The sequence below is a fragment of the Roseinatronobacter monicus genome (assembly GCF_006716865.1).
In the GTDB taxonomy this organism is placed as follows: Bacteria; Pseudomonadota; Alphaproteobacteria; order Rhodobacterales; family Rhodobacteraceae; genus Roseinatronobacter; species Roseinatronobacter monicus.
In genome coordinates, this window is sequence record NZ_VFPT01000001.1 from 852,281 (window position 1) to 877,302 (window position 25,022).

Annotated in this window: 21 protein-coding genes and 3 pseudogenes; 11 read left to right on the forward strand and 13 right to left on the reverse strand. The window is 59.4% G+C overall.

The window, feature by feature from the left end:
* Positions 1-55: 55 nt before the first annotated feature.
* A pseudogene (locus BD293_RS03835) lies at positions 56-697 on the reverse strand (PQQ-binding-like beta-propeller repeat protein); the annotation flags it as partial.
* Positions 698-779: 82 nt separating this feature from the next.
* Between BD293_RS03835 and BD293_RS03840 the strand changes: the two are divergent.
* Positions 780-1,769 (forward strand): annotated as a pseudogene (locus BD293_RS03840) (aldehyde dehydrogenase family protein); the annotation flags it as partial.
* A 213-nt stretch (positions 1,770-1,982) separates the two neighbouring features.
* On the opposite strand, the gene BD293_RS03845 reads toward BD293_RS03840, so the two are convergent.
* The 3 genes and pseudogenes from BD293_RS03845 to BD293_RS03855 all read right to left on the reverse strand — a co-directional run bounded on the left by BD293_RS03845 (position 1,983) and on the right by BD293_RS03855 (position 4,256).
* Positions 1,983-2,762, reverse strand: a complete 780-nt coding sequence (locus BD293_RS03845; protein WP_142079945.1) for a sulfite exporter TauE/SafE family protein — start codon at positions 2,760-2,762, stop codon at positions 1,983-1,985.
* Between the two features lie 26 nt (positions 2,763-2,788).
* Positions 2,789-2,989, reverse strand: a pseudogene (locus tag BD293_RS03850) (SRPBCC family protein); the annotation flags it as partial.
* Between the two features lie 157 nt (positions 2,990-3,146).
* The gene (locus BD293_RS03855) at positions 3,147-4,256 is read right to left on the reverse strand and encodes a cystathionine gamma-lyase (protein ID WP_142079947.1); all 1,110 of its coding nucleotides are present in this window, start codon (positions 4,254-4,256) and stop codon (positions 3,147-3,149) included.
* 274 nt (positions 4,257-4,530) lie between these two features.
* Between BD293_RS03855 and BD293_RS03860 the strand changes: the two genes are divergently transcribed.
* The 6 genes from BD293_RS03860 to dusA all read left to right on the forward strand — a co-directional run bounded on the left by BD293_RS03860 (position 4,531) and on the right by dusA (position 11,901).
* The gene (locus BD293_RS03860; protein WP_142079948.1) at positions 4,531-5,760 is read left to right on the forward strand and encodes an MFS transporter; all 1,230 of its coding nucleotides are present in this window, start codon (positions 4,531-4,533) and stop codon (positions 5,758-5,760) included.
* 109 nt (positions 5,761-5,869) lie between these two features.
* Complete coding sequence (locus BD293_RS03865) at positions 5,870-6,847, forward strand: Bug family tripartite tricarboxylate transporter substrate binding protein (RefSeq protein WP_142079949.1); 978 nt, start codon at positions 5,870-5,872, stop codon at positions 6,845-6,847.
* A gap of 10 nt (positions 6,848-6,857) precedes the next feature.
* Positions 6,858-7,304, forward strand: coding sequence for a tripartite tricarboxylate transporter TctB family protein (locus BD293_RS03870; RefSeq protein ID WP_142079950.1), 447 nt, complete (start codon positions 6,858-6,860; stop codon positions 7,302-7,304).
* Positions 7,301-8,791, forward strand: coding sequence for a tripartite tricarboxylate transporter permease (locus tag BD293_RS03875; protein WP_142079951.1), 1,491 nt, complete (start codon positions 7,301-7,303; stop codon positions 8,789-8,791). Before BD293_RS03870 ends, BD293_RS03875 begins: the two co-directional genes overlap by 4 nt.
* Before the next feature lie 413 nt (positions 8,792-9,204).
* A complete protein-coding gene (locus BD293_RS03880) occupies positions 9,205-10,371 on the forward strand; it encodes a mandelate racemase/muconate lactonizing enzyme family protein (protein WP_142079952.1) in 1,167 nt (388 codons plus the stop codon).
* 516 nt (positions 10,372-10,887) lie between these two features.
* Positions 10,888-11,901, forward strand: a complete 1,014-nt coding sequence (dusA, locus tag BD293_RS03885; RefSeq protein ID WP_142079953.1) for a tRNA dihydrouridine(20/20a) synthase DusA — start codon at positions 10,888-10,890, stop codon at positions 11,899-11,901.
* On the opposite strand, the gene BD293_RS03890 is transcribed toward dusA, so the two are convergent.
* The gene (locus tag BD293_RS03890; RefSeq protein WP_142079954.1) at positions 11,898-12,242 is read right to left on the reverse strand and encodes a DUF6477 family protein; all 345 of its coding nucleotides are present in this window, start codon (positions 12,240-12,242) and stop codon (positions 11,898-11,900) included. The genes dusA and BD293_RS03890 overlap by 4 nt on opposite strands.
* Positions 12,243-12,557: 315 nt before the next feature.
* On the opposite strand from BD293_RS03890, the gene BD293_RS03895 reads away from it, so the two are divergent.
* Positions 12,558-13,529 (forward strand): DUF6456 domain-containing protein, encoded by a 972-nt coding sequence (locus BD293_RS03895; RefSeq protein WP_246086203.1) that lies wholly within the window; start codon positions 12,558-12,560, stop codon positions 13,527-13,529.
* Position 13,530: 1 nt separating this feature from the next.
* Here the strand turns inward: BD293_RS03895 and BD293_RS03900 are convergent, their stop codons facing one another.
* Both BD293_RS03900 and BD293_RS03905 read right to left on the reverse strand, forming a co-directional pair.
* Positions 13,531-15,381, reverse strand: coding sequence for an ABC-F family ATP-binding cassette domain-containing protein (locus tag BD293_RS03900; RefSeq protein ID WP_142079956.1), 1,851 nt, complete (start codon positions 15,379-15,381; stop codon positions 13,531-13,533).
* Positions 15,382-15,471: 90 nt separating this feature from the next.
* Positions 15,472-16,347 carry a LysR family transcriptional regulator gene (locus BD293_RS03905; RefSeq protein ID WP_142079957.1) on the reverse strand — a complete coding sequence of 292 codons (876 nt, stop codon included), beginning with the start codon at positions 16,345-16,347 and terminating at the stop codon, positions 15,472-15,474.
* 97 nt (positions 16,348-16,444) lie between these two features.
* Here BD293_RS03905 and BD293_RS03910 point away from each other — a divergent pair, with 97 nt between their 5' ends.
* Positions 16,445-17,986, forward strand: coding sequence for a proton-conducting transporter transmembrane domain-containing protein (locus tag BD293_RS03910; protein ID WP_211840989.1), 1,542 nt, complete (start codon positions 16,445-16,447; stop codon positions 17,984-17,986).
* Positions 17,987-18,049: 63 nt separating this feature from the next.
* Entirely contained in the window at positions 18,050-20,359 is a 2,310-nt protein-coding gene (locus BD293_RS03915; protein ID WP_425467942.1) for a YbcC family protein, read from the forward strand.
* Between the two features lie 363 nt (positions 20,360-20,722).
* Here BD293_RS03915 and BD293_RS03920 read toward each other — a convergent pair whose 3' ends face one another.
* From BD293_RS03920 to flaF, 3 genes are read right to left on the reverse strand one after another with little or no spacing between them, the layout of a single operon-like run.
* Positions 20,723-21,523 (reverse strand): DUF1217 domain-containing protein, encoded by an 801-nt coding sequence (locus BD293_RS03920; RefSeq protein WP_142079960.1) that lies wholly within the window; start codon positions 21,521-21,523, stop codon positions 20,723-20,725.
* Positions 21,520-21,924, reverse strand: a complete 405-nt coding sequence (gene flbT / locus BD293_RS03925) for a flagellar biosynthesis repressor FlbT (RefSeq protein WP_142079961.1) — start codon at positions 21,922-21,924, stop codon at positions 21,520-21,522. Before flbT ends, BD293_RS03920 begins: the two co-directional genes overlap by 4 nt.
* The gene (gene flaF, locus BD293_RS03930; RefSeq protein WP_142079962.1) at positions 21,921-22,298 is read right to left on the reverse strand and encodes a flagellar biosynthesis regulator FlaF; all 378 of its coding nucleotides are present in this window, start codon (positions 22,296-22,298) and stop codon (positions 21,921-21,923) included. The genes flbT and flaF overlap by 4 nt, the downstream gene beginning before the upstream one ends.
* 151 nt (positions 22,299-22,449) lie before the next feature.
* Here flaF and BD293_RS03935 point away from each other — a divergent pair, with 151 nt between their 5' ends.
* Positions 22,450-23,274, forward strand: a complete 825-nt coding sequence (locus BD293_RS03935; RefSeq protein ID WP_142079963.1) for an IS5 family transposase — start codon at positions 22,450-22,452, stop codon at positions 23,272-23,274.
* Positions 23,275-23,303: 29 nt separating this feature from the next.
* On the opposite strand, the gene BD293_RS03940 is transcribed toward BD293_RS03935, so the two are convergent.
* The 3 genes from BD293_RS03940 to BD293_RS03950 all read right to left on the reverse strand — a co-directional run bounded on the left by BD293_RS03940 (position 23,304) and on the right by BD293_RS03950 (position 25,001).
* Complete coding sequence (locus BD293_RS03940; RefSeq protein WP_142079964.1) at positions 23,304-24,137, reverse strand: flagellin N-terminal helical domain-containing protein; 834 nt, start codon at positions 24,135-24,137, stop codon at positions 23,304-23,306.
* 217 nt (positions 24,138-24,354) lie between these two features.
* Positions 24,355-24,696, reverse strand: a complete 342-nt coding sequence (locus BD293_RS03945; protein ID WP_142079965.1) for a hypothetical protein — start codon at positions 24,694-24,696, stop codon at positions 24,355-24,357.
* Positions 24,693-25,001: a rod-binding protein gene (locus BD293_RS03950; RefSeq protein ID WP_142079966.1), complete on the reverse strand. Its 309-nt coding sequence runs from the start codon at positions 24,999-25,001 to the stop codon at positions 24,693-24,695. The genes BD293_RS03945 and BD293_RS03950 overlap by 4 nt, the downstream gene beginning before the upstream one ends.
* Positions 25,002-25,022 lie beyond the last annotated feature (21 nt).

Consider the following 25,022-nt stretch of genomic DNA (forward strand, 5'->3'; position numbering starts at 1 on the left):
GCATGAACCCGGCACAGAGCCGGGTTCATGGTTTGTCATTTGGCGTGATGCCCGATCATTCGGCGGATGCCAGCAGCGCGTCCGGGATACGGAAGGTCACGACCGACCCGCCCTGATTGAGGTATGCAACCTGCTGCGCGACCTCGCCGCCCCATAGGGGCACAGCGCCGCCCCAGCCTGACACGACTGATAGCCATTGCACGCCGTCTTCGTCTTCCCATGTGATCGGCTGGCCAACAACGCCGGAACCGGTCTGATACTGCCAGAGCACCTCTCCGGTTTCATCGTCGATAGTCTTGATATAGCCTTCGGGCGTGCCGTAGAAGACCAGCCCGCCTGCGGTCGCCATGACCGAGGACCACAGCGGGGCCGCGTTGTTGACCTGAAACTTGATTTCCATCGTGTTCGGATCAATCGCCTTCATCGCGCCGATATGGTCATCGAATAGCGGTTTAATAGTGAAACCCGCACCGAGATAGGCGGCACCTTGGCGATAGGTGATTGGTTCGTTCCAGATATCCATGCCCCATTCATTCGCGGGAACGTAGAAATATCCGGTGCGCTGCGAGTATGCCATATGCTGCCAGTTTTTGCCGCCAAGAAAGCCCGGCACGGCCCAGACGACATCACCGCGTCCGCTATCCGCCGAGTCGGCTGGGTTGTCGGGCGGGTTGGTATCATTGAAGATCGGGCGCCCGACCGCGCCACGGAATGGAGCCGCCGCGCGGGCGAGATGGGGGATGCCGTGGGCACCTACAATCATGGTATCGACATGATCCGCGCTCGCGGATGGCAACTGCATCGTGATGAAACCAGCCGAACAGACGCCGGCGGCGATCATGGTGCTGATGGAACTTATCGCCGATCTGCTGCCCGCAGGTACGCTGAACATTGTAAATGGTCTTGGCGCCGAAACTGGTGAGGCGCTTGCCCGTTCCAACCGGATTGCAAAGATTGCCTTCACTGGCTCCACGGCCACAGGCCGTAAAATCATGGAAGCCGCAACCGTGAACCTGATTCCGGTCACACTGGAACTGGGCGGCAAATCGCCCAATATTTTCTTCAGTGATATCATGGCGCAGGATGATGCCTTTCTTGACAAGGCCGTCGAAGGATTCGTCCTATTCGCTTTCAACCAAGGCGAAGTCTGCACCTGCCCATCACGCGCTTTGATACAGGAAGACATCTACGAGGAATTTATCGCCCGCTGCATCGCGCGTGTGAAGGCCATCCAGCAAGGCGACCCGCGCGACATGGCGACTATGGTCGGCGCGCAAGCCAGTCAGCAACAGCACGACAAAATCATGTCCTACTTTACCATAGGTGTGGAAGAAGGCGCTGAAGTGCTGATCGGCGGCAAGGCCAAGCACTTGGATGGTGAATTGGCAGGAGGCTATTATATCGAGCCGACGATCCTGAAAGGCCACAACAAGATGCGCGTTTTCCAAGAAGAAATCTTCGGCCCTGTCGTCTCGGTTACGACATTCAAGGACGAAGCAGAGGCTCTCGCTCTTGCCAATGACACGATGTATGGCCTTGGGGCAGGTGTCTGGACCCGTGATGGCACGCGCGCTTACCGCTTTGGCCGCGCGATCGAGGCGGGCCGTGTTTGGGTCAACAACTATCATGCCTACCCGGCTCATGCTGCATTTGGCGGCTACAAACAATCCGGGATCGGGCGTGAGAACCACAAGATGATGCTCGACCACTATCAGCAAACCAAGAATATGTTGGTCAGCTATAACCCCAATAAACTCGGCTTTTTCTGAACTCCGAAATGCAGCGCCGCTCCTGAGATATGGGGCGACGCCAAGCTTGCATCCCGGTGGTGATGTGGTGACTTTGCAGAGAAACGAGACTTCCGGAAGTCGCTCATGGGCGCAGCTTGGGTGTCGATTTCGGCCAGCGGTGACACTTGACCCGTTCATTTGGTTTGTTCGTGCTGATTGCCAACTCGGCGAAAGCCTTTGATTTATAGGCGATCAATACCAGAATGCGGTCACTCCATCCCACACCAATTTCGCCCCTACCAAGGTTAACATGGCATACATGAATGGATAGAAAACCTGCGCATTTATGCGTTTTATGATCATGGCCCCAAGGAGTGTCGAGACGACAGCCAAGGGCAACATGACCGCCGCTGAGGCCAAAGTTTTCGTCTCAAAATGTCCCAGTGCCGCATAGGGTGCCACCTTGACGAGGTTGACGATCGCGAAAAACATCACGCTTGTGCCAGTGTAGAGGCGGGGATCAAGCTTCAATTGCAAGGCATAGACCTGAAATGGCGGCCCTCCCGCGTGCGCCACGAAACTGGTAAACCCTGCGAATGCGCCCCAGAAGGCACCGCTCAATCGCCCTTGGCCTCTTGGTTGCTCACCTGCACGCAGCACGGTCATACGCACAACGAACCCCAAGGCCAGCAATCCGACAATCAAGCGCACAAACGACTCTGACGTTATCGCAGCGGTCAGTGTCCCTATCACTATGCCCACCATTGCAGGGGGCAACAAATACCACAGCGTCGTGCGATCAAACCAGCCCCGCCAAGTCCAGACACTTATTCCATCCATCATAAGCAAGATCGGAAGCAGCAACGCGGCCGCCTGCATGGGCGGCATGACAAGGGAAAGAATGGGAACGCCCATCAGCGCGAAAGCCCCGCCAAGTCCGCCTTTCGACAAGCCGACAAGAAACACGGCGATAACGGCCACCAGAAGTGTCTGTGTATCCTGAAAAAATGTGAAGTTGGCGACCAAGTGCATGAGCTGTTCTCAGATTTCCCTCAAGATGCCTGCATGCCGCCAACATCAGCGCGGGCTGTGTAACGCAATAGGGTGCGCGCGCCATCTTCTTCAAGCGTAATCTGTGCGCCGCCCTTGGCAAACCCCGCAACACCGCCGGTGCCAGAGCCTGTCAGGTGAAATTCGCGCGGTGGATCTACCGGGCCAATTTTCAGCACGACTATGGCCTCCAGTTCAGTTTCTGAATGGTGCGTGATCCATCAGCGCAAGGCAGCATAACATCAACCAACAGAGTCAGAGCCCTCCAGACCAAAATCAGGCCGCCTGATCCAAATCATTCGAAGACGGTCAGGCAGCCAAGAAGGCGTCCGCGTTCAGTCGCCTCATCCTGCATGAGCGGGCGGCTCACTCTGCAATAAGCGCCGCTGCGATGGACTGCCACAACACCTCGACCGGTTCGACCCCGACCGACAGCCGGATGAATCCCTCGGCCACTTCATCGCCCCAGCGCGCACGGCGTTCGGCGGCTGAATGGACCCCGCCGAAGCTGGTGGCCTGCTCAATCAACGGGCAGCGGGCAAGGAAGCGTTCTGCTGTCGCTGCATCGGCCAACTCAAAGCCGATCAGGAAGCCGCCATTGGTCATTTGCCCGCCAACTGCCTTGTGCGAGCGATCATTCGGTAACCCAGGATACCGCACGCCGCGCACTTCTGGATGCTGGGCCAGCCGCTCAGCAATGACTTCTGCTGACGCGCACATCCGGCTTAGGCGCACCTCCAGCGTCTCAAGCCCGCGATGAACCAGATAGGCCTCGAACGGGCCGGGCACCGATCCGGACTGCCGCCGCCAATCTGCTACGCGCGCCATCAAGGCCGCGTCCCGTCCCGCGACATGACCAAAGAGCGCATCGGAATGGCCCGACGGGGCCTTGGTGTCAGCGGCCACGACCAGATCGGCACCAAGATCCAGCGGGCGCTGAAGGATGGGGGTCATCGTGGTGTTGTCAACAATGACCCGCGCGCCCGCAGCATGGGCGCGCGCAACGATGGCGGCAATGTCGACAGTGTCGAGGCCGGGATTCGAGGGCGTCTCGATATAGATGACGTCAAACCCCGCGAAATCTGCGGTTTCCATCTCATAGGTCGGGATCTGCACCACATCCACCCCGTAAACCTGTAGCATGTCACGACCCAACAGCCGGGTCACGTAATAACCATCCGAGGGGATCATCACGCGTGCCCCGGCCTTGAGACAGCACACAAGCGCCGCTGTAATCGCGGCCATCCCGGACGGAAATGAGACCACTTCGGCGTCCTCTAGTATAGCAAGCTGCGCTTCGACAGCGTCCCATGTGGGCTGGCCTGCGCGGCCATAGGAATGCAGGGCACCTTGGGTTTGCGGCAGGTGAAAGGTAGTTGCGACCGAGATCGGGGGCACCACAGGCTCTCCCAATGCAAGGCCCGCTTTGCGGTGATGAAGTAGGCGGGCGATGCGCGCGTCGGTTTCGGCCGTCATTTTGCTTCCTGCGAATCGTTCACGGTAAAAAAAGTGCCGTCGCTTGCCGATACCATTGGCTTTTCTGCGGGCGTTTGCTGACACCTAGCGGCTTGCCCCCCGCCACTCAACCCCTTGTTGAAGGGGCAGATGCTACTGTGAACCCCACGCTTGGATGCAACACGAAATACTTGATCAATCGGATAAATTGGTGAACTTGTTACCAAATGACGGGCGTTGCGCGGAGTTCTGCGTCTGCCCCCTGTTTTCGCAATCAATCTGTTAGGGTCTATGCATGTCAGAGCAATTGGTTTTTGACAGCCGCTATTCATGGGCACGGCTGGCTGTAACGCTGGCGATTGCGACCATCGGCAATGTGGGCATGTGGTCGGTGATTGTCATCATGCCGGCCGTACAGGCGGAATTCGGGGTGTCGCGGGCGGATTCGTCTCTGCCCTATACGCTGACCATGTTGGGCTTTGGGTTGGGAAACCTGCTGATCGGCCGTGCAGTTGACCGGTTTGGTATCTCCAGCGCTTTGATTGGTGCGAGTCTGCTGTCGGGAATAGGGTATCTGGCCGCAGCAGCCAGCCCATCCATTCTGATATTATCTCTTGTGCATTTTGTGATCGGTTTGGGCTCTGCGGCGAGTTTCGGGCCACTGATTGCTGATATTTCGCACTGGTTCCAGCGCAGGCGCGGCATCGCTGTGGCAGTGGCGGCCAGCGGCAACTATCTGTCTGGTGCAATCTGGCCGATGATGCTGGCAGGGGTCTTGTCAGAGAATGGGTGGCGCGCTGTGTGTCTTGCGCTGGCCGTGATCGTTACAGTGTTGCTGATCCCGTTGGCGCTGTTGCTGCGCCGCCGTGTTCCGGAACTGAGCATGACAGCCGCTGCAAATTTCTCGCTGGCGAACCGTGCGGCCTGTGGCTTGTCACCGCGCGCGCTCGCATGGCTGCTCGCTTTGGCGGGGCTTGGCTGCTGCGTGGCCATGTCCATGCCGCAAGTGCATATCGTGGCACTTTGCGTTGACCGGGGGTTTGGTCCTGCCGTGGGTGCCGAGATGTTGTCGCTCATGCTGCTGGGGGGCGTGGTATCGCGGCTGATATCGGGGTTGATCGCGGACAAGTTGGGCGGCGTGTTGACGTTGCTTATCGGCTCGGTGTTGCAAATGCTGGCGCTGTTTCTTTATCTGCCAGCGGGCGGTCTTGTCTCGCTTTATATTGTCAGTCTGGTGTTCGGGCTTGCACAGGGCGGAATAGTTCCCGCTTATGCCTTGATCGTGCGCGAATACATGCCCGCACGCGAAGCAGGTGAACGGGTGGGCTTTGTGATCATGGCAACGATCCTTGGCATGGCGCTCGGCGGCTGGATGTCCGGCTGGATTCATGACCTGACCGGGTCTTATCAGTTGGCGTTCGTGAACGGAATCGTCTGGAATGCGCTGAATATCGCAATCATGCTGCTGATCCTGACCCGCACCCTGCGCCCGCGCCGCGATCCCTCGGGCGGGTTGGCCGCCTAGAAACTCAAAACCTGAGCGTGACGTTCCGCCTGCGCCCGACAGTTCAGAAAGCATTGCAATCAGTGCCGCGATAGTATCTTTTGTCGTCGGAAAAGTGGAGGAGACACTCGTGAACACTCAATTTACGCGCCGTGTGGCGCTTGCTGGCGCAGTTGCTTTGATGGCGGTTCCCGCCTTTGGGCAAGACGGATGGCCAACCGGCCCTGTTCGTGTTTTTGTAGGATTTCCAGCCGGTTCATCGCCTGATACCCTTGCACGCATTGTTGCCGACGAGTTGGCACAACGTTTGGGCCAACCCATCGTGATCGAAAACCGGCCCGGTGCGGGTGGCGTGATCGGTATACAACAGATGCTGGTTTCGGCGGGCGACGGGCACACATTTGGCACAACAATCAACGGACCGCTGACCACCGCACAGCGTATGATGGACAGCACTGGTTTCGATGTTGAGGCAGACATTCTGCCGGTTACACTGATCGCCACCTCGCCGCTGGTTCTTGCCGTTTCTGCCGATAGCGATGTGGACGATCTGGCAAGCTTCGTTGACGCCGCCGGGGTGGATGCTGAAGCAATCGCCTATGGCTCGGTCGGGCAAGGGTCTGGCGCGCATCTGACTGCCGAATTGTTCGCAACCGAGGCGGGCGTCAGCATGCTGCACATACCCTTTACCAGCTATGCGGAGGTTACCACCTCGATTCTCGGGGGCGAGATTGACGCCGGTTTCATGGCCCCCTCCGCCGCCCTGCCGTATGTCGAGGCCGGAACCATGCGTATGCTGGGCATCACTTCGTCCGAACCGTTTGCACAGGCCCCTGACGTGCCGTTGATCGCCGGAAATGCCGGTCTGCCGGACGATTTCCGGGCCGAGCTGTGGAATGCCTTTATCGCGCCCGCGGGCACGGATGACGCCATCATCGACCGGCTGAACACCGAGATTGCAGACATCCTTGCTGACCCCACAGTACAGGAGCAGCTGGTCAACATTGGCTGGCAGGCCGCACCGGGCTCGGCTGATGATCTGCGCGCGCGCATCGTCGAGGATACGGCGATGTGGGGGGCAGTGATCGACCGCGTCGAAGCACAGTAAAAGGTTCAAGATGCAGCGCGACTGGCCCGACATCTTTGGTGGCTTGCTTTTGGCCATCTTGGGTGCCGGGGCAGCGCTCTGGGCTGCCATGTATTATGACATGGGCAGCTTGCGGCGCATGGGGCCGGGTTTCTTCCCTGTACTCTTGGGTGCCGCCTTGTTCCTGCTGGGTCTGGTCATCGCGCTGCCCGCACTGGCACGCAGCGCGGAGCCCCCAAAGATAGAGCCAGCGACTGCCCTTGCTGTGCTTGCAGCGATTGTGATCTTTGCGCTGAGCCTGTCGCGTCTGGGGCTTGCGGGGGCGACAGCGATCACGGTTCTGGTCGCATCCCTGCCTGCGCCGCGCAAGGGCTGGGTGTGGCGTATTGTGTTGGCTTTGGGCGTGACGGTGCTGACTGTGCTGGTGTTCAGCGTGGGCCTGCGCATGACCTTGCCTGTCTGGCCGCGCCTGTCATGACGACGTGGGAAGGCCTGTTATTCGGCATCGGATTCGTCACGCAGCCAGAAGTGCTGATCTACTGCTTTCTGGGCGTAGTGCTGGGGACATTTGTTGGTGTCCTGCCTGGTATCGGGGCGATGGCGGCCATCTCGCTGCTGCTGCCAATTACCTATTACATCACCCCTGAAGCGGCCCTGATCATGCTGGCTGGCGTCTATTATGGCGCGCAATATGGCGGGGCGGTGGCCTCAATCCTGTTGCGGCTTCCGGGCACGCCGCAATCTGCCGTGACCACGCTGGACGGATACCCGATGGCGCAAAACGGGCGCGCCGGTGTGGCCCTGTTCACGGCGATGGCGTCGTCCTTTGTCGGCTCGATGATCGGGATACTTGTTCTGGTCCTGCTGGCAAACTGGTTGTCGCGCGCGGCCACGGCTTTTGGCGCGGCGGATTATGCCGCGATGATGATCCTTGGCCTTGTTGCGGCGTCCACAATTGGGACAGCCCGGCCCGCCAAGGGCTTTGCCATGGTGACACTGGGCCTGTTGTTGGGCTGTATCGGTACAGACGTCAACTCGGGCGCGCAAAGGTTCACCTTCGGCCAGACAGAGCTTTTGGACGGGATCAACCTTGTCGCCCTTGCGATGGGCCTGTTCGGCGTGGCCGAGGTTATCGCAAATGTCCGCAACCCCGACCGGCAGAGCGTGGCGGCGCGTATAGGGCTACGGCGGCTGATGCCGTCGCGGGATGATTTGCGCCGCATGATCTCGCCCATGCTGCGCGGCAGTGCGCTTGGCAGTTTCTTCGGCGCTTTGCCCGGCACCGGATCGACGCTGTCATCCTTTCTCAGCTATTCGATGGAACGACGGATCGCGCGCCGGCCAGAGAGGTTCGGGAAAGGCGCAGTCGAAGGTGTGGCGGGGCCGGAATCCGCCAACAACTCTGCCGCCATCACCGCGTTCGCACCCACATTGACCCTTGGCATTCCGGGCGATCCGATCATGGCGCTGCTGCTTGGTGCGCTGGTCATCCACGGCATTCAGCCCGGCCCCATGATGCTGGAGGCGCGACCTGAAATGTTCTGGGGGCTGGTCGCCAGTTTCGGCATTGGCAATCTGTTGCTGCTGGTCCTGAACCTGCCGCTGATCGGCATCTGGGTTGCGATGCTGCGCATTCCGTTCAACTACCTTTATCCGGCTATCCTCGTGTTCCTCTGCCTTGGCGTCTATTCGGTCAGGGGGCTAAGTTTTGATATCATGGCCGTGGCGGGGATAGGCCTTGCCGGATATTTGCTGGCGATTGCGAAATTCAGCCCAGCGTTGCTTTTACTGGGCTTTGTGCTTGGGCCGCTGATCGAGACAAATCTGCGCCGCGCGTTTCTGATTTCACGAGGTGATCCAATGATATTTCTTGAGCGGCCCATTGCCGCTGGTTTCGTCATTGCGACTGTCGCACTGCTACTTCTGCCTGTGTGGAAAGCGTGGCGTCGGCGTGCGCATTCGTAGAGCGGGCAACCAGCCCGCTTGCCACAACCGATGACCCAGAGTGCCTGTCTGGGCGACAACGAAACCCAAAGAAAGCCAGTCTTTTCGCCGCTATCTTCCGATCTGTACATCACAAGCGTCTTGCGTCCGATCTGCATTCTGGATCTGCCTGCGGCACTATGGCCATTAGAATTGCAACTCTGATCCGGGGTCCGCTATGAGCTAGGAGCGAAAAGTCAGGATGCTGTTTGTTGCCAGCATCACACGGTCTTGGGTGCCGCTTTGGGGCGTTTCAAGAAACGTGTTATGCATGCCGAAGTCGTTCTTCGGACCAGCAAAAGGAAGAGTGCAACATTTTAGCGGCAGTACCCACTGCAAAGGATCACCAGACCGTCCCCGTCCTGAAAGCCACAAACGAATACCGGAGCCCAAACATGCGCATCGTCGAAATCCGCGAGAATGTCGCCTCAATCTCGTCAAATATATCCAATGCCTATATCGACTTCTCGCGGATGACGTGCTCGGTGGTCGCAATCATCACCGATGTGATCCGAGACGGCAAACCAGTGGTCGGCTATGGCTACCACTCCAATGGCCGCTATGACGTGCAGGGCATTCTGCGCAATCGTATACTTCCCCGCCTGACCGACGCAGACCCCGACAGCCTGCTTGATGACACTGGCAACAATCTTGATCCTTTCCGGATCTGGGATGTGATGATGAAAAACGAAAAACCGGGCGGGCATGGCGAGCGCCCGGTTGCCGTGGGTGCCGTAGACATGGCCGTCTGGGATGCAGTGGCAAAGATTGCCGATGTGCCGCTCTGGAAACTGCTTGCGGACCGCTATCGTGGCGGGGTCGCAGACGACAAGGTCTGGCTCTATGCGGCAGGCGGGTATTACTACCCCGGCAAGGACCACCGCGCGCTTCAGGCCGAGATGCAGAGCTATCTCGACCGCGGCTACCGCGTCGTTAAAATGAAGATCGGCGGTGCGTCCCTTGATGAGGATCAGCGCCGCATCGAGGCCGCGCTCGAAGTCGTGGGCCACGGGCGCAACCTGTGTGTGGATGCCAATGGCCGTTTCGATCTGGATACAGCGATCAGGTATGCAGAAGCACTCGCGCCCTACAACCTGTTTTGGTATGAAGAGGCAGGCGATCCGCTGGACTATGCCCTGCAAGCCGAACTTGCCAACCATTACGATCATGCGATGGCGACGGGTGAAAACCTGTTTTCCCATCAGGATGCGCGCAACCTGCTGCGCCACGGCGGGATGCGACCCGACAGGGATTGGCTGCAATTCGACTGCTCGCTCAGCTACGGGCTGGTGGAATATCTGCGCACGCTGGATGTGATGGCAGAAATGGGCTGGTCTTCACGGCGGGTGGTGCCGCATGGCGGGCATCAGCTTTCGCTCAATATGGCGGCCGGGCTGCATCTGGGGGGCAATGAAAGTTATCCGGACGTGTTTCGCCCTTATAACGGGTTTGCTGATGACATTCCGGTCGAAGACGGCCATGTCCGCCTGCCCGACTCGCCCGGTATCGGTTTTGAGCGACGCGCCGAGTTGCTCGCCGACATGAAGCGACTGCTGGACTGAACTCTTTGGCGCAGGCGGGGCGAAGGGCTGTCGGGTAACCCCAAGTAGGGGGCTACCTCGATCTGTGTCGCGCGACAGTCCATTGATGCGACAGATCTGTGGGAATAACATTAGTCAGAATTGACGAGGCAACCTGATGGTTAAGACACGTCAGTGCAATGACACGAAGTCAATCGTAGCAGGGGCAGACCATCGCACAGCCGTTTAGCCCGCGATCAGGTTGCGTTTGTCGGGAAGGAACAGACACATATCGCGCAGCTACCGGATTCGATTTGCAGCTTCATGGTCTGTTTGGTGCGGCGGTTTGCTGACTTCGCAGATATTGATTATGAGGGGGACGATGGGCGCGCGTGAGAAGCCTTGACGCAGGAAAAGGACGACTTGTCCAGTGCTACCCAGTGATCTACATAAGGGCGTTCAATTCTGCCCGTGCCCGTCGCTTGGCATTGTCGCGGGGGCAGGGGATTTCTCCGTGTACGCTACATCCACCGTCGGCAATCTAAAGATGCACAGAAAATGAAAGCGAAACATAATGCCAGACTGTCCGTCGCGCCGATGATGGATTGGACGGATCGGCATTGTCGGTTCTTTCACCGTCAATTGTCGCGCCATGCGCAACTGTATACCGAGATGGTGACTGCGCCTGCACTTGTGCGCGGCAATGCGCTGCATTTGCTCCGGCATGACCCGCAGGAAAACCCGTTGGTCTTGCAACTCGGGGGCTCGGACCCGGTTGAACTGGCGCAAGCCGCGCGCATGGGGGCGGAGGCAGGGTATCAGGAGATCAACCTGAATTGCGGGTGTCCGTCTGATCGCGTGCAATCGGGCTGTTTTGGGGCCGTGTTGATGACCCAACCCAATCTGGTGGGCGAAATTTGTGCGGCTATGCAAGCGGCAAGCCCGGCAGAGGTGAGTGTCAAATGCCGCATCGGTGTGGATGAACAAGACCCGCATGAGGCCTTGCCGAAGTTTCTTGAGGTGCTGTCGCAGGCTGGTGTTGGCCATGTCACAATCCACGCCCGCAAGGCGTGGCTGCAAGGTCTGTCGCCCAAAGATAACCGCGAGATCCCGCCGCTGGACTACCCTTTGGTTCTGGCAATGAAGGCCGAGTTCCCACATTTGCACATCAGCATCAATGGCGGGATCACGTCGCTGGCACAAGCGCGCGGGTTTCTGGATCAGGGGCTGGATGGAGTGATGATCGGCAGGGCTGCGTATCAGCGCCCCGCTGACCTGCTGCTGGGGGCCGATGCCGAAATATTTGGCCAGTCCTCCACGACGACACTTCAATCTGCCATTGATGCCATGCGCCCCTACATTGCGCGAGAGCTTGCGCATGGAACGAAGCTTGCCTCGATCACCCGGCATATGTTGGGGCTTTTTGCAGGCAAGCCCGGTGCGCGCCACTGGCGCAGGGTGCTGTCCGAACAGGCCCATCGCCCGAACGCGGGGCTGGAAGTGATTGACATGGCCCTTGACGCGATGGCGCAGGCGGCCACCGCGCCCGCAGAGGCTGGCTCACAACTCTAGGCAGATATCGCGGGGCTGATCGCATCGGGGCAGGGCAGGGCTGGGGCCGTGGGGCTGTGCATGTCAAGCAGGGCTTCATGCAACAGGGCCGTCATGACAGCGACATGCTCGGACGCGCTCCAGCTTGCGTCATGGGTGCGGCGGGCATGTTCAAGAGCGCGTTCGCGTTCCAGCAGTTGGGAGAGGGCCACGTGTGGTGTCGGCAGGCTGCGCGCCATTGGCAGGCCCAGCAAGCGCGCCAACCTGTGAGCGCGGTTGTAATCGCGCAAGGCATAGCGGGCCGATACAATCAAAAGGCGTGGGCGAATAAGCGTGTCTAATACCGTTGTGGAAATGTGCATTCAGTTGTCCCCAATATTCTGAGCATGGTCATAATCGCACAGGCACACAGGGCGTTGCGCAGGATTTCGCACCAGCGCGCGGTAGCTTCAACAGGATTTAGGAATTTGTAACCATTCTGAGACTGTCGAAGGTCTGGTTAACAAACTGGTAACTTTGACACTCATAGGTTGAGAATTGGTTAGGGAGCGCGCGCTGATATGTCTGCGCAAGGCACAATAGCGAACGGGAAAGCAGTGTGCCGCAATCAGGCGATAGGTGATCTGCTTCCTTTCGGAGTGCGGCTGTATTTGTCCCATGTCGGAGCGGGGAAATCGTTGCGCGCGCTGGGAAAGGACTACGGATGCCATGCCTCGACTGTCTTGCGTCAGGTCCGCCATTTTGAAAACCGCCGTGATGATCCGCTTGTAGATGATGCGCTGCGCCGCCTTGATGATGCGTTGCGCGCCCCACCCAAGCCCCTGTCAGAAAAGGGTGTCATATCAATGACGACTATTTCGCCACGTCAACCAACCGCACTTGTTGACCCTGCGTTTGAACCCAAAGCCATGCAGGTTCTGCAACATCTGTCGCAGGCCAAATCTGTGTTGATCGTGGCATTGGACATGCCCAAAGCTGTCGTGACATGTGACGACCCTGAGGGGGTTCCGCAGCGCGTTTGTGTGCTGGACCGGTGTGTTGCCGAAGTCATGGCGTTGAATGACTGGATCAGTTGCCGCAATCGCGGGCGTGTCGCAAGCTATGTCATCTCACCTTCGGGGCGCTCGGCGTTGCGGCGCTATTGCGCCCAACACGGGCTGCCCTTCGCACCATTCGGCAGCCCCGAACCGGGTGCCGCTGGGCGATTGCGTTATGGTGGCACCGAAAGTCCGGTCACGGTGCTTGCGCGCCGGCGTGACAAGAATGGCCAACCCTTTCTGGGCGCGCCGCTTGTGTTGGCGGCCGCCCGTTTGCGCGAGGATTTTGTCATGGCCCAACTCGACACGAGTCCCCACATGACAACAGAGGATGCCATAGCTGCGTTGGAAAACCGCGCAGTGACCGGCCCGAATATCGCGCCACCCGGCACCAGGGCGGCAAGATCGCGCGTTCTGGAAGTGCTGCGCGACCTCGGGCCGGAGTTGGGGGATGTGGCGCTGCGCTGTTGTTGCCGCCTTGAGGGGGTCGAGTCGGCTGAACAGGCGCTGGGCTGGTCCGCGCGTTCGGGCAAGATTGTGCTGCGCATCGCCTTGCAACGGCTAAGCCGCCATTATCAGCGTATGGGGGATGCGCAGATGATGATAGGCTGAGTTACTCTGCCTGAGCGGTATCCAGCGCGGCCTGCGCTTTCATCCACATGGCCTCGGCGCGGTCCAACCCGTCCATGACTTCGGCATATTTCGCCTGCCAGACTTGCAACTCGCTTAGTCGTCCATCGTCATACAGCGCTGTGTCTGCAAGTTTGGTTGCCAGCTTGTCGCGCATCTGCTCCAGCTTGCTGATGCGGCTTTCGCATTTGCGCAATTCGCTGCGCAGGGCAATCACTTCATCGCGTGTCGCGCGCGGCTTTGGCTTGGCGGCGGGCTTTTCGCGCACAGGCTTGGTGGTGCTGGACAACAGGAAATTGCGATAGCTTTCCAGATCGCCATCATAGGGCGTCACCTTGCCATCCGAGACCAGCCAGAGCCTGTCTGCCACAAGCGACAGCAAATGCATGTCATGGCTGACCAGCACGACCGCGCCAGTATAGGCGGTCAGCGCATCGACCAGCGCTTCACGGCTTTCAATATCAAGGTGGTTTGTCGGCTCATCAAGAATGAGCATGTGGGGCGCATCAAGTGTGGCCAGCAACAGCGACAGCCGCGCCTTTTGTCCGCCTGACAGGCGGGTGACCACAGTTTCCGCCTGTTCCGCCATCAACCCGAAGCCTGCAAGCCGCGCGCGCAGCCGTGGCGGAGCCTCGCCGGGGCGGGCGCGTTGCAAATGCTGCAAGGGTGTTTCGTCCAGCTCCAGCTCATCCACCTGATGCTGGGCGAAATACCCCACGCGCAATTTCGCCGCGCGCGTCACGGTGCCAGAGCCTGTCAGCTTCTCGGCCAGCAGTTTTGACAGGGTTGATTTGCCTTCGCCATTGCGGCCCAGAAGGGCGATGCGGTCATCCTGATCGATGCGAAGATCCAACCCCTTCAGCACTGGCGGGCCGCCATAGCCAACAGATGCCCCTTCCAGCCGCAGAATGGGGGGCGACAGTTCTTCGGGGGCGGGAAAGGTAAAGACATGGCGCGCCGCCTCGGAAGGGGGCGTGGTGGGTGTCAGTTTTTCCAGCATTTTCAGCCGCGACTGGGCCTGCCGCGCCTTGGTGGCTTGCGCGCGGAAACGGTCCACGAATTTTTGCATATGTGCGCGCTGCGCGGCGACTTTATGCGCTTCGGCGGCCAGAACGGCGCGTTGCTCGGCGCGGGTGCGGGCGAAATAGTCGTAGCCGCCGGTGTAGAGCGTCAGTTTGCGGTCTTCGAGGTGCAGAATATGGTCCACAGCACGGTTCAGCAGACCACGATCATGGCTGATGATGATGACGGTATGCGGATATTTTGCCAGATAGGTTTCCAGCCACAGCGCGCCTTCAAGGTCCAGATAGTTTGTCGGCTCGTCCAGCAGCAGCAGGTCGGGTTGGGCAAACAGAACCCCCGCCAGCGCCACGCGCATCCGCCAGCCGCCCGAGAAATCGGAACAGGGGCGAAGCTGGGCCTCGGCATCGAAGCCCAGTCCCTTCAGGATGGAACTTGCGCGCCCTTCGGCGGACCACGCGTCAATATCGACCAGTCTTGCCTGAATGGCTGCAATCTGGCCTGCATCCTGCGCGGTTTCAGATTCGGCCATCAGGGCCGCGCGCTCGGTATCTGCCTCCAGAACCGTGTCAATCAGCGAGGTGGATGACGACGGAACTTCTTGTGCGACCCCGCCAATACGCGCGCGCGACGGCAGTGAAATCGTGCCCCCGTCCAGCGTCAACTCGCCTCGGATCAGGCGAAACAGCGTGGTTTTGCCAGTTCCGTTGCGCCCGACAAGGCCAATCTTGTGACCATCGGGAATATTGGCAGAGGCCGCCTCGAACAAGGGGCGGCCTTCGACGGAGTAGGAGATATCTATAATGCGCAACATGCGCTGCACCTGCCCTCTCTGGGCGGGCACGTCAAGCCCTGCCAGCGCAAACTTTATCCCGTATGTGTTGAGGATAAACAGGGCAAGGCGTTAACCTTGCGCTTGCAGCAATTCATCGACCAGCGGGTTTGGAAACCTCCGCGACAGGGTTATGGCATGGAAACTCTCGACCAGCCCGTCGATCTGCGCTACCTCGATCAGCAAGCCAGAGGCCAACTCATCGCGCACGGCAATCGGCGGCAGCACCGCAATCCCGGCCCCTTCGCGCGCCAGCAGGCGCATCATGGCAATATCATCCACTTCGGCGGCGATCTGCGGGCGCAAACCCCGACGCGCGGCCCACAGATCAAAGCCTGCGCGCAAGCCTGTCTCAAGTGTGGGTAATACCAGTGCTTCGTGCGTCAGCAAGGTTGTCAGATCATCGCGGCCCGCGCACAGCTCTGGAGTTGCGATCAGGCTGACGGGTTGCTCGGATATCTTCTGCGCCAGCCACGGCGCAGCCCTGTCGCGCGGGGGCGGGGTGTTGGTCAGCACAATATCCAGCCGCAACGCCTGCAAGTCGCTGAGCAATTCGCCCTGAGAGCCAGAGCGCAAGATCACCTCGACATCCGCACGCGCGATCAGGGGGCGGAGGAAATCCAATTGGAAATTGCGCGACAATGTGGCCAGAGCGCCTACGCGCACAGCCCGCCGTCCGGTGTCGCTTTGGGCCAGAACCGCGACCATTTCATCGCCGGTTTTGAAAATGGCATCGGCATAGTCCAGCGCGATACGCCCCGCTTCGGTCAGTACAAGCTGGCGGCCGATCCGGTCGAACAGGTTATGGCCAAGGCGATCTTCCAAGGTGCGGATCTGCGTGGACAGCGCGGATTGCGACAGATTCAGCGCCTGTGCTGCGCGCGTCAGGTTACCGTCATGGGCGACGGCCTGAAAATAGCGCAGATGCTTGTAATTCATCAGAGACATAGTTCTATTTAATAGATCAAATTGACGCAAACAATGTATTTTTACAAATCTTTCGGCTGGAATATCTGCGGCGGACTGCCTGAAGCGGAGATGCGTGATGCTGACCTTGATACCATACCTGTCCATCCTAATCCTAAGCGCCGCCGGACTGGCCTGCTTACTGGGCCAGCAGATGCGCCCCACCATGACCTTGTTTCTGGCCGAAGTCGCCAGCCTTGCCGGTTTGGTACTGGCCCTTGGGGCCGCGTGTGTGCTGTGGCTGTATGGGGCACAAACATCCCCTGTTCTTGGCGTGGCCACATTCGGGCTCTCGGTGCGGCTGGATTTGCTGTCAGTTGTGATGCTGCTTCTGGTCGGTCTGCTGGGCTGGGTCATTACACGGTTTTCCACAACCTATCTGGATGGTGAAGCGCGTCAGGGCGCGTTCATGGGCTGGCTGATGCTAACCTTGGCGAGTGTGACCGCGCTGGTCAGTGCGGGCAATCTGGGGCAGCTCTGTTTGGGCTTCATCGGGGCGGGCATCGGGCTGCGGCAATTGCTGCTGACTTATGCCGAGCGCCCGCGTGCCCAGCGGGCCGCCGCGCGGATGCGTGTGGCCAGCCGCGCAGGTGATGCCGCTCTGATTGCTGCGAGCAGTGTTCTCGTGCTGTCGTTTGGCACTGCCGATATTGCGACGCTGAATGCAACTGCAAGCGGCCCTATGGCTGTGCTGGGGGCGGGGTTGTTGGTGATCGGCGGGCTGTTGAAGGCCGCGCAATTCCCGCTGCATGGCTGGCTGACCGAGGTGATGGAAGCGCCCACCCCTGTATCGGCATTGCTGCATGCGGGAATTGTCAATGCAGGGGGCTTTGTGCTGATCCGTATGGCAGATATCCTGCTGACAGCGCCCGGCATCATGGCCGCACTGGCCCTGCTGGGCGGATTCACGGCGCTGTTCGGCAGTTTGGCAATGCTGGCGCAGCCAGCGGTCAAGACCTCTCTGGCGTGGTCGACGATCGCGCAGATGGGATTCATGATGCTGCAAATCGGGCTGGGGCTGTTCGCATTGGCGACCCTGCATATTCTGGCCCACTCGCTCTACAAGGCGCATGCCTTTCTGAGTTCGGGCAGCGCGATTGCCCATGTGGCCGCTGCGCGCCGGCCCGGCCCTGTGGCAGTTCCGTCCGCGCGCAATGTGGCGCGGGCCTTTGGTCTGGCGCTGGCGATCTTCGCCGCTGTCGGGTTCTTCTTCGGATTGTCGGGCAAGCCGCCGCAGGCCTTTGCGCTGGGCGCTATCCTGATCTTCGGCGTGGCCTATCTGATCGCACAGGGTCTTGCCGATGCCGCGCCCGCCAGCCTGACCAAGCGCATTTCGGTGGCAGCACTCGTGACCTCGGCCAGCTATTTCATGCTGCATGCCGGGATCGACTGGCTGATGGCAGGCACTTTGCCCGTACCAGCGGCCCCGGATGCTTTGGAATGGGCGGTGATGGTGCTGGTGCTGACAAGTTTCGGGTCTGTCGCGCTGGCGCAAGCTTTGTTTCCCCTTTGGGCCGGTCATCCGGCCGCGCAAGGCCTGCGCGTACATCTGGCCAACGGGCTGTATGTCGCCCCCCTGATCGACCGGCTGACCAATGGCCTGCCGAAAACCCGCGCCTGACTGTGCTGTGAGAGGATCAAGTCTGTGAAACTTCCCAACCACTCGAATTTTGACGCTCCGTTTCTGGCCATCATCGAGGGGGCACGCCGGGCGGCTCGCCTGATCCCGCCAGCCTTCCCGCTCTCGGCCACGGTCGCGGTCAACCCCTATCTGGGGCACACGAATGAGGGGCTGGCGCAGACCGGTGCACGGCTTGCCCGCGCGGGCGGGTTGCGCGTAACCCAGCCCAGAGCCGCGTTTCGCACTGCCTTTGCAGAGGGGCGCCTGACCCGCGCCGACCTGCTGGCGGCGCTGGACCTTTGTCCGGGTCAGACCCTGACAGAGTTGGAGGGCGCACTGCATACAGATACGCCGGACCCCGAGCCCCTGCCCACCGTTGCCGATCTTGCGGCCCAGGTCAGCGGCATTGACTGGCCCGAAATTGTTGCGGCGCGGATCGGGGCTTGGGCCTCGGGCTATTTCGATCAGGGGCAGGCGCTGTGGCCCGCGCCGCAAGGGCGCAGTGCTTATGACGCGTGGCGTGCCTTTGCCAGCCACGATCTGACACCTGAAATCATGGGCTTGCGCGGGTTTTGCAATCTGGTGGCGGATGCGCCTGATACGGCATCTTTCGCGCTGCTACGGGCGGCTGACCAGCTTGGCCTTGGAGCGGATGGCGCTGAAAGTGCGGTGCATCGCTGGCTGATCGAGTTGGGCGGCTGGGCGCAGGTTGCGCGCTGGAAGCTGTGGCAAGCGGAACTTGACGGGCAAAGTGATGACACCGTGACCGACCTTTTGGCGCTGCGTATGATCTGGGATGCAGCCCTTCTGGCGCAGTATCACGACCAGATCGGTGCCGATTGGGCGCTTGTCATTGCCGAACATGCCCAGCCGGTCGTGCCGTCCAGACAGTTGGAGTTGGATGCGACGCTGCAGCTTGCGTTGGAATTGGCACATCAGCGCGATCTGGTCAGCACGCTGTCCGAACCTGCACCGGTCAAGGCACTGGCCGGTCCGACCCTGCAAGCGGTGTTTTGCATAGATGTCCGCTCTGAACGCTATCGGCGTGCGTTGGAAAGCTGCGATTGCGGCATTCAAACACTCGGTTTTGCGGGTTTTTTCGGCCTGCCTCTGGCACATAGGCCGTTGGATGCCTGCGCGCACGAGGCGCATCTTCCGGTGCTGTTGAAACCTGCGCTGTGCACAAGCCCCGACACGGATGCGCGCACCAGCCATGTCGCGCAGATCACTGCACGCGCCTGGCGGGCTTGGGGGCGGTTCAAGCTGGCAGCCGTGTCGTCTTTCGCCTTTGTCGAGGCGACAGGCCCGCTGTATCTGGCCAAGATCATCCGCGACAGCCTTGGCCTGCATGGCCGCACCACACCGGAACCCGTGCCACAGATTGCGGGCTTGGATCTGGCGCAACGTGTGGATCTGGCGGCGAAGGTCTTGCACGCAATGGGCCTGACCAAGGATTTTGCGCCAGTTGTGCTGCTGGTGGGGCATGGCGCGCATGTCACCAACAACCCGCACCAGTCGGCCCTGCAATGTGGGGCATGCGGTGGGCATTCCGGCGAGGTCAGCGCACGTGCACTGGCGGGCCTACTGAATGATCCGCAACTGCGGCTGCAACTTGCGCAACGCGGCATCGTCATTCCCGCCGACACTCGGTTTATGGGCGCGCTGCATGATACAACCGCCGACAGCGTCACGCTGTATGACCCGCTTGGCCCAAACTCGGCTGAAATCCGGGCTTGGTTGGATCAGGCCAGTGCCTTGGCGCGCGCAGAGCGCGCGAAAACGCTTCCACGTGCGGGCGATCAGGGGGGAAACCTGCCAGCCCGTGCACTCGATTGGGCGGAAACCCGGCCCGAATGGGGGCTGGCGGGCTGTGCCGCTTTCCTTGCCGCGCCGCGCGATGTCAGCCGGGGCCGTGATCTGGGGGCGCGTGCCTTTTTGCATGAATATGACTGGCAGCGCGATGACGGGTTTGCCACTTTGGAGTTGATCCTGACAGCGCCCGTTGTTGTGGCAAGCTGGATCAGCCTGCAATATTATGGGTCGGTCACGGCACCACAGGCGTTTGGCGCTGGCAATAAGCTGCTGCATAATGTGGTTGGCGGGTTTGGTGTGTTCGAGGGCAATGGCCATGCGCCGCGCACCGGGCTTGCTTGGCAGTCGGTGCATGATGGCGTGCGCGCTCACCATGTCCCGTTGCGGCTGAGTGTGATAGTCCGCGCCCCAGTGGGCGCCATCAGTGATATTCTCGACCGCCACGCCCAGCTTCGGGCCTTGTTTGACAATGGCTGGCTGCATCTGATCCAGATGGATGATGCCGGTCAGCTGGCGCAGCGCTACCATGGCGGAGGTTGGCGCGCGCTGCCTACCCCATAAGGGTACGCCGCGCAGTCCATGGTAAAATTGCCCTCGTTTCTCCTTTGCGCGGAGATTCAGCATTGTGCAGAACGCCCAGACGGTCATCCGCGCGCCCGCCGTCTGAGCCGCGTGCGCTGCGCAGAACAAATCCGCCGCCGTCCTATGCGCCAAACAGGGCGCATTCTATGCAACCACATGTGCAAGGCGTGGAAGACCTGAGTGGCAAGCATGGGTGCCGCCAATCGGCCAAACCGGTCTGGTAGCGCCATGGGTCCACGATCAATGCCTGTGCACACAAGCTTCGTGGGACGGGAACATGCACCTTGCGGGACTCGGATCGTATACGTTCGGGCGCGCATCGAAACACTGAGCATACGCACGTCAGCTTCTGATGTTTTGTAACAATATAAGGGCCACGTTATTGGCCGACATTTCGGCCTGCACCTCTCTTATTTGGGACATGATCAGGAACCTGTGCGTCAGGGCTTTTAGCTTTACCGGATCAGCCATATCCAGCAGATCGGAGGTGCCAAAGCGTTTGCTCATGGCGATTTGCATCCGAGTGACTTGATCTTCGATATCAAGCAGGCCAAATTCCTTTGGCAACCCAAGGCTGGTTTCAAGTAACTGGCGCAGAGGCGGGTTGCCAAGTGCCGCGAACCAGCGGGACGCCTGCGTGGAATAGCTTTCTGCCAATTGCGGCAGTTCACGTTGTAGCGAGAGCGCCAGCCTCAGCGTTTGGTCCTGTTCCCCCACTGAAATCTCGAAGGCGCGCCCCTTGTAGGACGCGGTCAGTCGTTCTGCCAGATCGGGTTGCAAGTCCGTGGGATCTGTTTTGGCAAGATGTCCCAATGCGCTTGCAAGGGCAAAATACCTTTTGTCTGCAAGGCGATTGGCCAAGGCGCGGCGGTCATCCGTTCCTCCCTCAATGATCTGGCGGATGAAGGCGCGGTTGTCCAGATCGTCTTGCAAGCCAAACGCGCCCAAAGTGACGCGCAACAACCGGCGATCTGCCACCAGTTGGTCAGCTGTCGAAATCTTCTGAAATTTCTCTTCGAAATACGCGACGTCGCGTTGCAATTGCGGCACCGCATTGAAGCTTGCTTCCTGACGCGCGCGTGTGCGGTTCAAGAACGCCCATCCACCAAGGCCAGAAAGTGGAATGACAGGCTGAAAGCTCATGACAACCGCGCGGTAAAGAGACGTTCTTCGCGCGGCAGAAGTGCGCGCAGGGATTTCAAGGTTTGATAGAACTCGCCCTTCTGGGCCGTTTCCGACGCGTTGTTCAGAAGTTTCTGACTGTCCGGGTCGGTGAATACCTGCGCCAACTGATCAATCGCGCGTATCAGTGGCGTGATCATGTCTTCTGCCTGGGAATCGCCCGCGAGGATCAGTTGCGCCAGATAACATGTCCGCTTTACGGGTGTGTTGGCCTGTTCCGGGTGGATGGCATCACGCAAGCGCAAAACATGCGCATTTGGTGTCCTGATCGACAGGCTTGTTCGCCTGTCGCCGTTCTCGATGACGGCGCCATTCAGCAGAACACGCTCATGGGGCGCAAGTCGGATCACAAGTCCGGTCATGTCATGTCGACCTTTCCGGACAACCCGCGCATGATGGCAAGGTTAACATCAATCAGCACTGACGCCTCCGCGCGTCCCGCCAGAACCTCATCCGTGTGGCGCGAGGTGAATGCCGCGAGTTGCAACAATTGCAGCCGCAGCGTATCGGGCAGGCCATTGCCTGACCCTGACAGGTCGCTTGCAAGCTCGGTCCACAGCCGTCGGTTCTCATACATGGCTTGCGCTATATCGGCGAAGTTCTGAGGGTTGGATTCGACCGCAGTTCTCAATCTGAATGTGATGCGCGCGATGACATCATATTCTGCGGAACGCGGGGTTTTCTGAGCAGTATTTGGCTGACCGTAGGCGGCATTCGCCAAGGTGTGGGCGTTCATCGCTGGACCCTTTCGATACTAAAGGTCGATTATGCGTGGGCCCCGACCGCGCGGGGCCCACGACCGGTTACTTAGAGCCCGATTTAAAAGTAGTTGAGTGAGTTCAGCAGGTTGTGATTCTATTCGGTTGTGAAGCTGAACGGAGACCCCAATGGCCTGGACCGAACTCACCCGTCGCCAACATGACCGAAAAGGCGGCAGATACGCAAGCGATATGACTGACGCAGAATGGTCGTTGATAGCGCCTTTGATGCCGCCACCCAAGACAACCGGCAGACCACGCACGACAGATTTGCGCGACATCTTCGACGCGATCCTCTACATCGCAACGACCGGATGCCAGTGGCGCATGTTGCCCCACGACTTTCCGCCGGTGTCGACGGTGCGGGGTTATTTCTACACGTGGCGTGATAACGGCTTGCTTGAGGAGATGAACCGCCAGCTGGTTGAAGCCGCGCGATTGGCCGAGGGCCGTAAAGCCCAGCCAACAGCCGGGGTCATCGATAGCCAGAGCGTAAAAACCACTGAAAGTGGAGGGGTTAGCGGCTATGATGCAGGCAAAAGGATCAAGGGCCGCAAGCGCCACATCGTAACCGACACGGTAGGATTACTGCTGAGCCTGGTGGTCCATAGCGCCGGAATTCAGGACCGGGATGGTGCGCCGGATGTGTTGAAAGCTATCGTCGCACGCTACCCGTCATTGCGGCACGTATTCGCTGACGGCGGGTATGCAGGGCCCAAGCTACGGGATGCGCTAAAAGCCCTCGGCCGATGGACCGTCCAGATCGTCAAGCGCTCCGACACCGCGGAGGGCTTTGAAGTGCTGCCACGACGGTGGGTCGTCGAGCGCACCTTTGCTTGGCTGAACCGATGTCGGCGCCTGTCGAAAGACTGGGAGAAATCCATCGCAAGCGCAGAAGCTTGGATCCTCATCGCACACATTAGACGCGTAACGCGGCATCTCGCAAGAAACTGAAATACAACGAAGAGTTTTGAATCCGACTCTTAGCGAAACAAGGCCAGAATGTTCTGTGGCTGCTGGTTTGCAATCGAGAGTGACTGCGTGGCCAGCTGCTGCTGCACTTGAAGCGCCTGTAGCCGTGCAGAGGCCGCTTCCAGATCGGCATCCACCAGCGACCCTATCCCCGTGGTCAATGCATCAGACAGGTTTTTGGTGAATTCTGCCTGAATATCGATACGCTTTTCTACAGAACCAAAGGTTGCGGCGGCACCAATAGCAACCTGCAACATTGCCTCAAATTCCTCCAAGGCCGTTACAGCACCTGCTGCGGTTGATACATCCCAGTCCAACGCGTCGCTAAGCCCGTCCAGCAGATCGAGATCAGCAGCAGCGATATCGATAGTATTGGCTTCGACGCCAGTCGCGTCTCGGTTGAGCGATGACAGGATTTCCAGAGGATCGGTCTGGGTGCCATTTACCAGATTCAGGCCGTTGAACTGTGCTGCGTCCAAAACCTGCTCGATCTGATCTTGCAAGGCAGCAACTTCGCTTTGAATCTTCTCCCGATCAACATTCTCTTCCTGTGCCGCGACAATAAGACTTTGCATCTGCTGCATCAGATCAACGGTCGTTTCCGCGGCCACCCGTGCCACTGCCACCGTGGACTTGCCCAAAGCGAGCGTGTCACCGATCGCTTTCAGCCCGCCCACATCTGATTCCATCACCTTGGAGATTGACCAGACTGCCGCATTGTCCCGGGCAGTGGAGATGGATTTGCCGGTCGAAATTTCACCTTGCGTCTGCGCCAGGTTCTTGTTGATTCCACGCATGGTTTGCAGGGCGACCATCGCGCTGGTATTAGTCAGAATGCTTGACATTGAGTAGCCTTTCATTTGTGCGTTTTGCACTGGAAAATAAAGCACCTTCTTCAGGTACATCTGACTGCATTCTGCAGAATACCGCGGTATTTTGGGCCGCGACGGCAACGTTCTTGCTGTTAAATCACACTATCACTTCAAGGGGTTTACAGAAGCTAAAGAGATTGGGTATTTTCGTTTTCCCGCCCTTAAAACCCTAGGCATGGTTAAGGGGGATTTACGCTTTACGCTCCAATTGGTTCTCAACCCTGCGCATTGTTTTGCTGGTGCCGCACCGATCATACATTTGCGTGTCCTGCCCGTCGCGCAGTCTGGTAAGCATATGTCGGGCATCCTGAAACCCTTGTGCCGCAGACCCCAGCAATGCCGCATTCTGCGCCAATCCGCGCTGAAGTATCTCCAGCGTGGTTTGTGGCAAACCCTGACCTTGCAGTGATTGGACCGCCCGTTGTTTCGCGTTGGCGAACCCCTCTAACTGGTCATATTTTCCGCCAAGCAATGCCTCCTTCTCATCCTCAAGTAGGGCGCATAAGGCCTGAACTGGTACCTTCATACTCACGGCGCACTCGTGGCTTCACTGGAGTGCGCCAATAGTCCACGAAGCGCCATCTCGGCCAGACCGATCCCGCCGGCTGCGGCAATGCGCTGGGCCTGCGCATCCAGCAAGATTGAGGCAAACTGATCCTCACCGATGCCGCCCCCAAAGGGTGTTCCGGTCTGTTCCGCACCGGCTGCACGCAAGAGCTCAGCCAGAATCGCTGCCTCGAAATTTTGTGCGGTTTGCGCAAGATCAGGCGCATGCTTGGTCGAAATGTGAGGGTTTGACGCCTGCGCCATGGCCTGAGCGTTCGGCACGATATGCATAATTTTCTCTCCGTGTTGCGG

What these genes read in the sequence shown, in the direction of transcription:
- BD293_RS03845 (WP_142079945.1), bottom strand. Translation starts at nt 2,762, where the DNA reads ATGCACTTGGTCGCCAACTTCACATTTTTTCAGGATACACAGACACTT.
- BD293_RS03855 (WP_142079947.1), bottom strand. Translation starts at nt 4,256, where the DNA reads ATGACGGCCGAAACCGACGCGCGCATCGCCCGCCTACTTCATCACCGC.
- BD293_RS03860 (WP_142079948.1), top strand. Translation starts at nt 4,531, where the DNA reads ATGTCAGAGCAATTGGTTTTTGACAGCCGCTATTCATGGGCACGGCTG.
- BD293_RS03870 (WP_142079950.1), top strand. Translation starts at nt 6,858, where the DNA reads ATGCAGCGCGACTGGCCCGACATCTTTGGTGGCTTGCTTTTGGCCATC.
- BD293_RS03875 (WP_142079951.1), top strand. Translation starts at nt 7,301, where the DNA reads ATGACGACGTGGGAAGGCCTGTTATTCGGCATCGGATTCGTCACGCAG.
- BD293_RS03880 (WP_142079952.1), top strand. Translation starts at nt 9,205, where the DNA reads ATGCGCATCGTCGAAATCCGCGAGAATGTCGCCTCAATCTCGTCAAAT.
- dusA (WP_142079953.1), top strand. Translation starts at nt 10,888, where the DNA reads ATGAAAGCGAAACATAATGCCAGACTGTCCGTCGCGCCGATGATGGAT.
- BD293_RS03890 (WP_142079954.1), bottom strand. Translation starts at nt 12,242, where the DNA reads ATGCACATTTCCACAACGGTATTAGACACGCTTATTCGCCCACGCCTT.
- BD293_RS03900 (WP_142079956.1), bottom strand. Translation starts at nt 15,381, where the DNA reads ATGTTGCGCATTATAGATATCTCCTACTCCGTCGAAGGCCGCCCCTTG.
- BD293_RS03905 (WP_142079957.1), bottom strand. Translation starts at nt 16,347, where the DNA reads ATGTCTCTGATGAATTACAAGCATCTGCGCTATTTTCAGGCCGTCGCC.
- BD293_RS03910 (WP_211840989.1), top strand. Translation starts at nt 16,445, where the DNA reads ATGCTGACCTTGATACCATACCTGTCCATCCTAATCCTAAGCGCCGCC.
- BD293_RS03920 (WP_142079960.1), bottom strand. Translation starts at nt 21,523, where the DNA reads ATGAGCTTTCAGCCTGTCATTCCACTTTCTGGCCTTGGTGGATGGGCG.
- flbT (WP_142079961.1), bottom strand. Translation starts at nt 21,924, where the DNA reads ATGACCGGACTTGTGATCCGACTTGCGCCCCATGAGCGTGTTCTGCTG.
- flaF (WP_142079962.1), bottom strand. Translation starts at nt 22,298, where the DNA reads ATGAACGCCCACACCTTGGCGAATGCCGCCTACGGTCAGCCAAATACT.
- BD293_RS03935 (WP_142079963.1), top strand. Translation starts at nt 22,450, where the DNA reads ATGGCCTGGACCGAACTCACCCGTCGCCAACATGACCGAAAAGGCGGC.
- BD293_RS03940 (WP_142079964.1), bottom strand. Translation starts at nt 24,137, where the DNA reads ATGTCAAGCATTCTGACTAATACCAGCGCGATGGTCGCCCTGCAAACC.
- BD293_RS03950 (WP_142079966.1), bottom strand. Translation starts at nt 25,001, where the DNA reads ATGCATATCGTGCCGAACGCTCAGGCCATGGCGCAGGCGTCAAACCCT.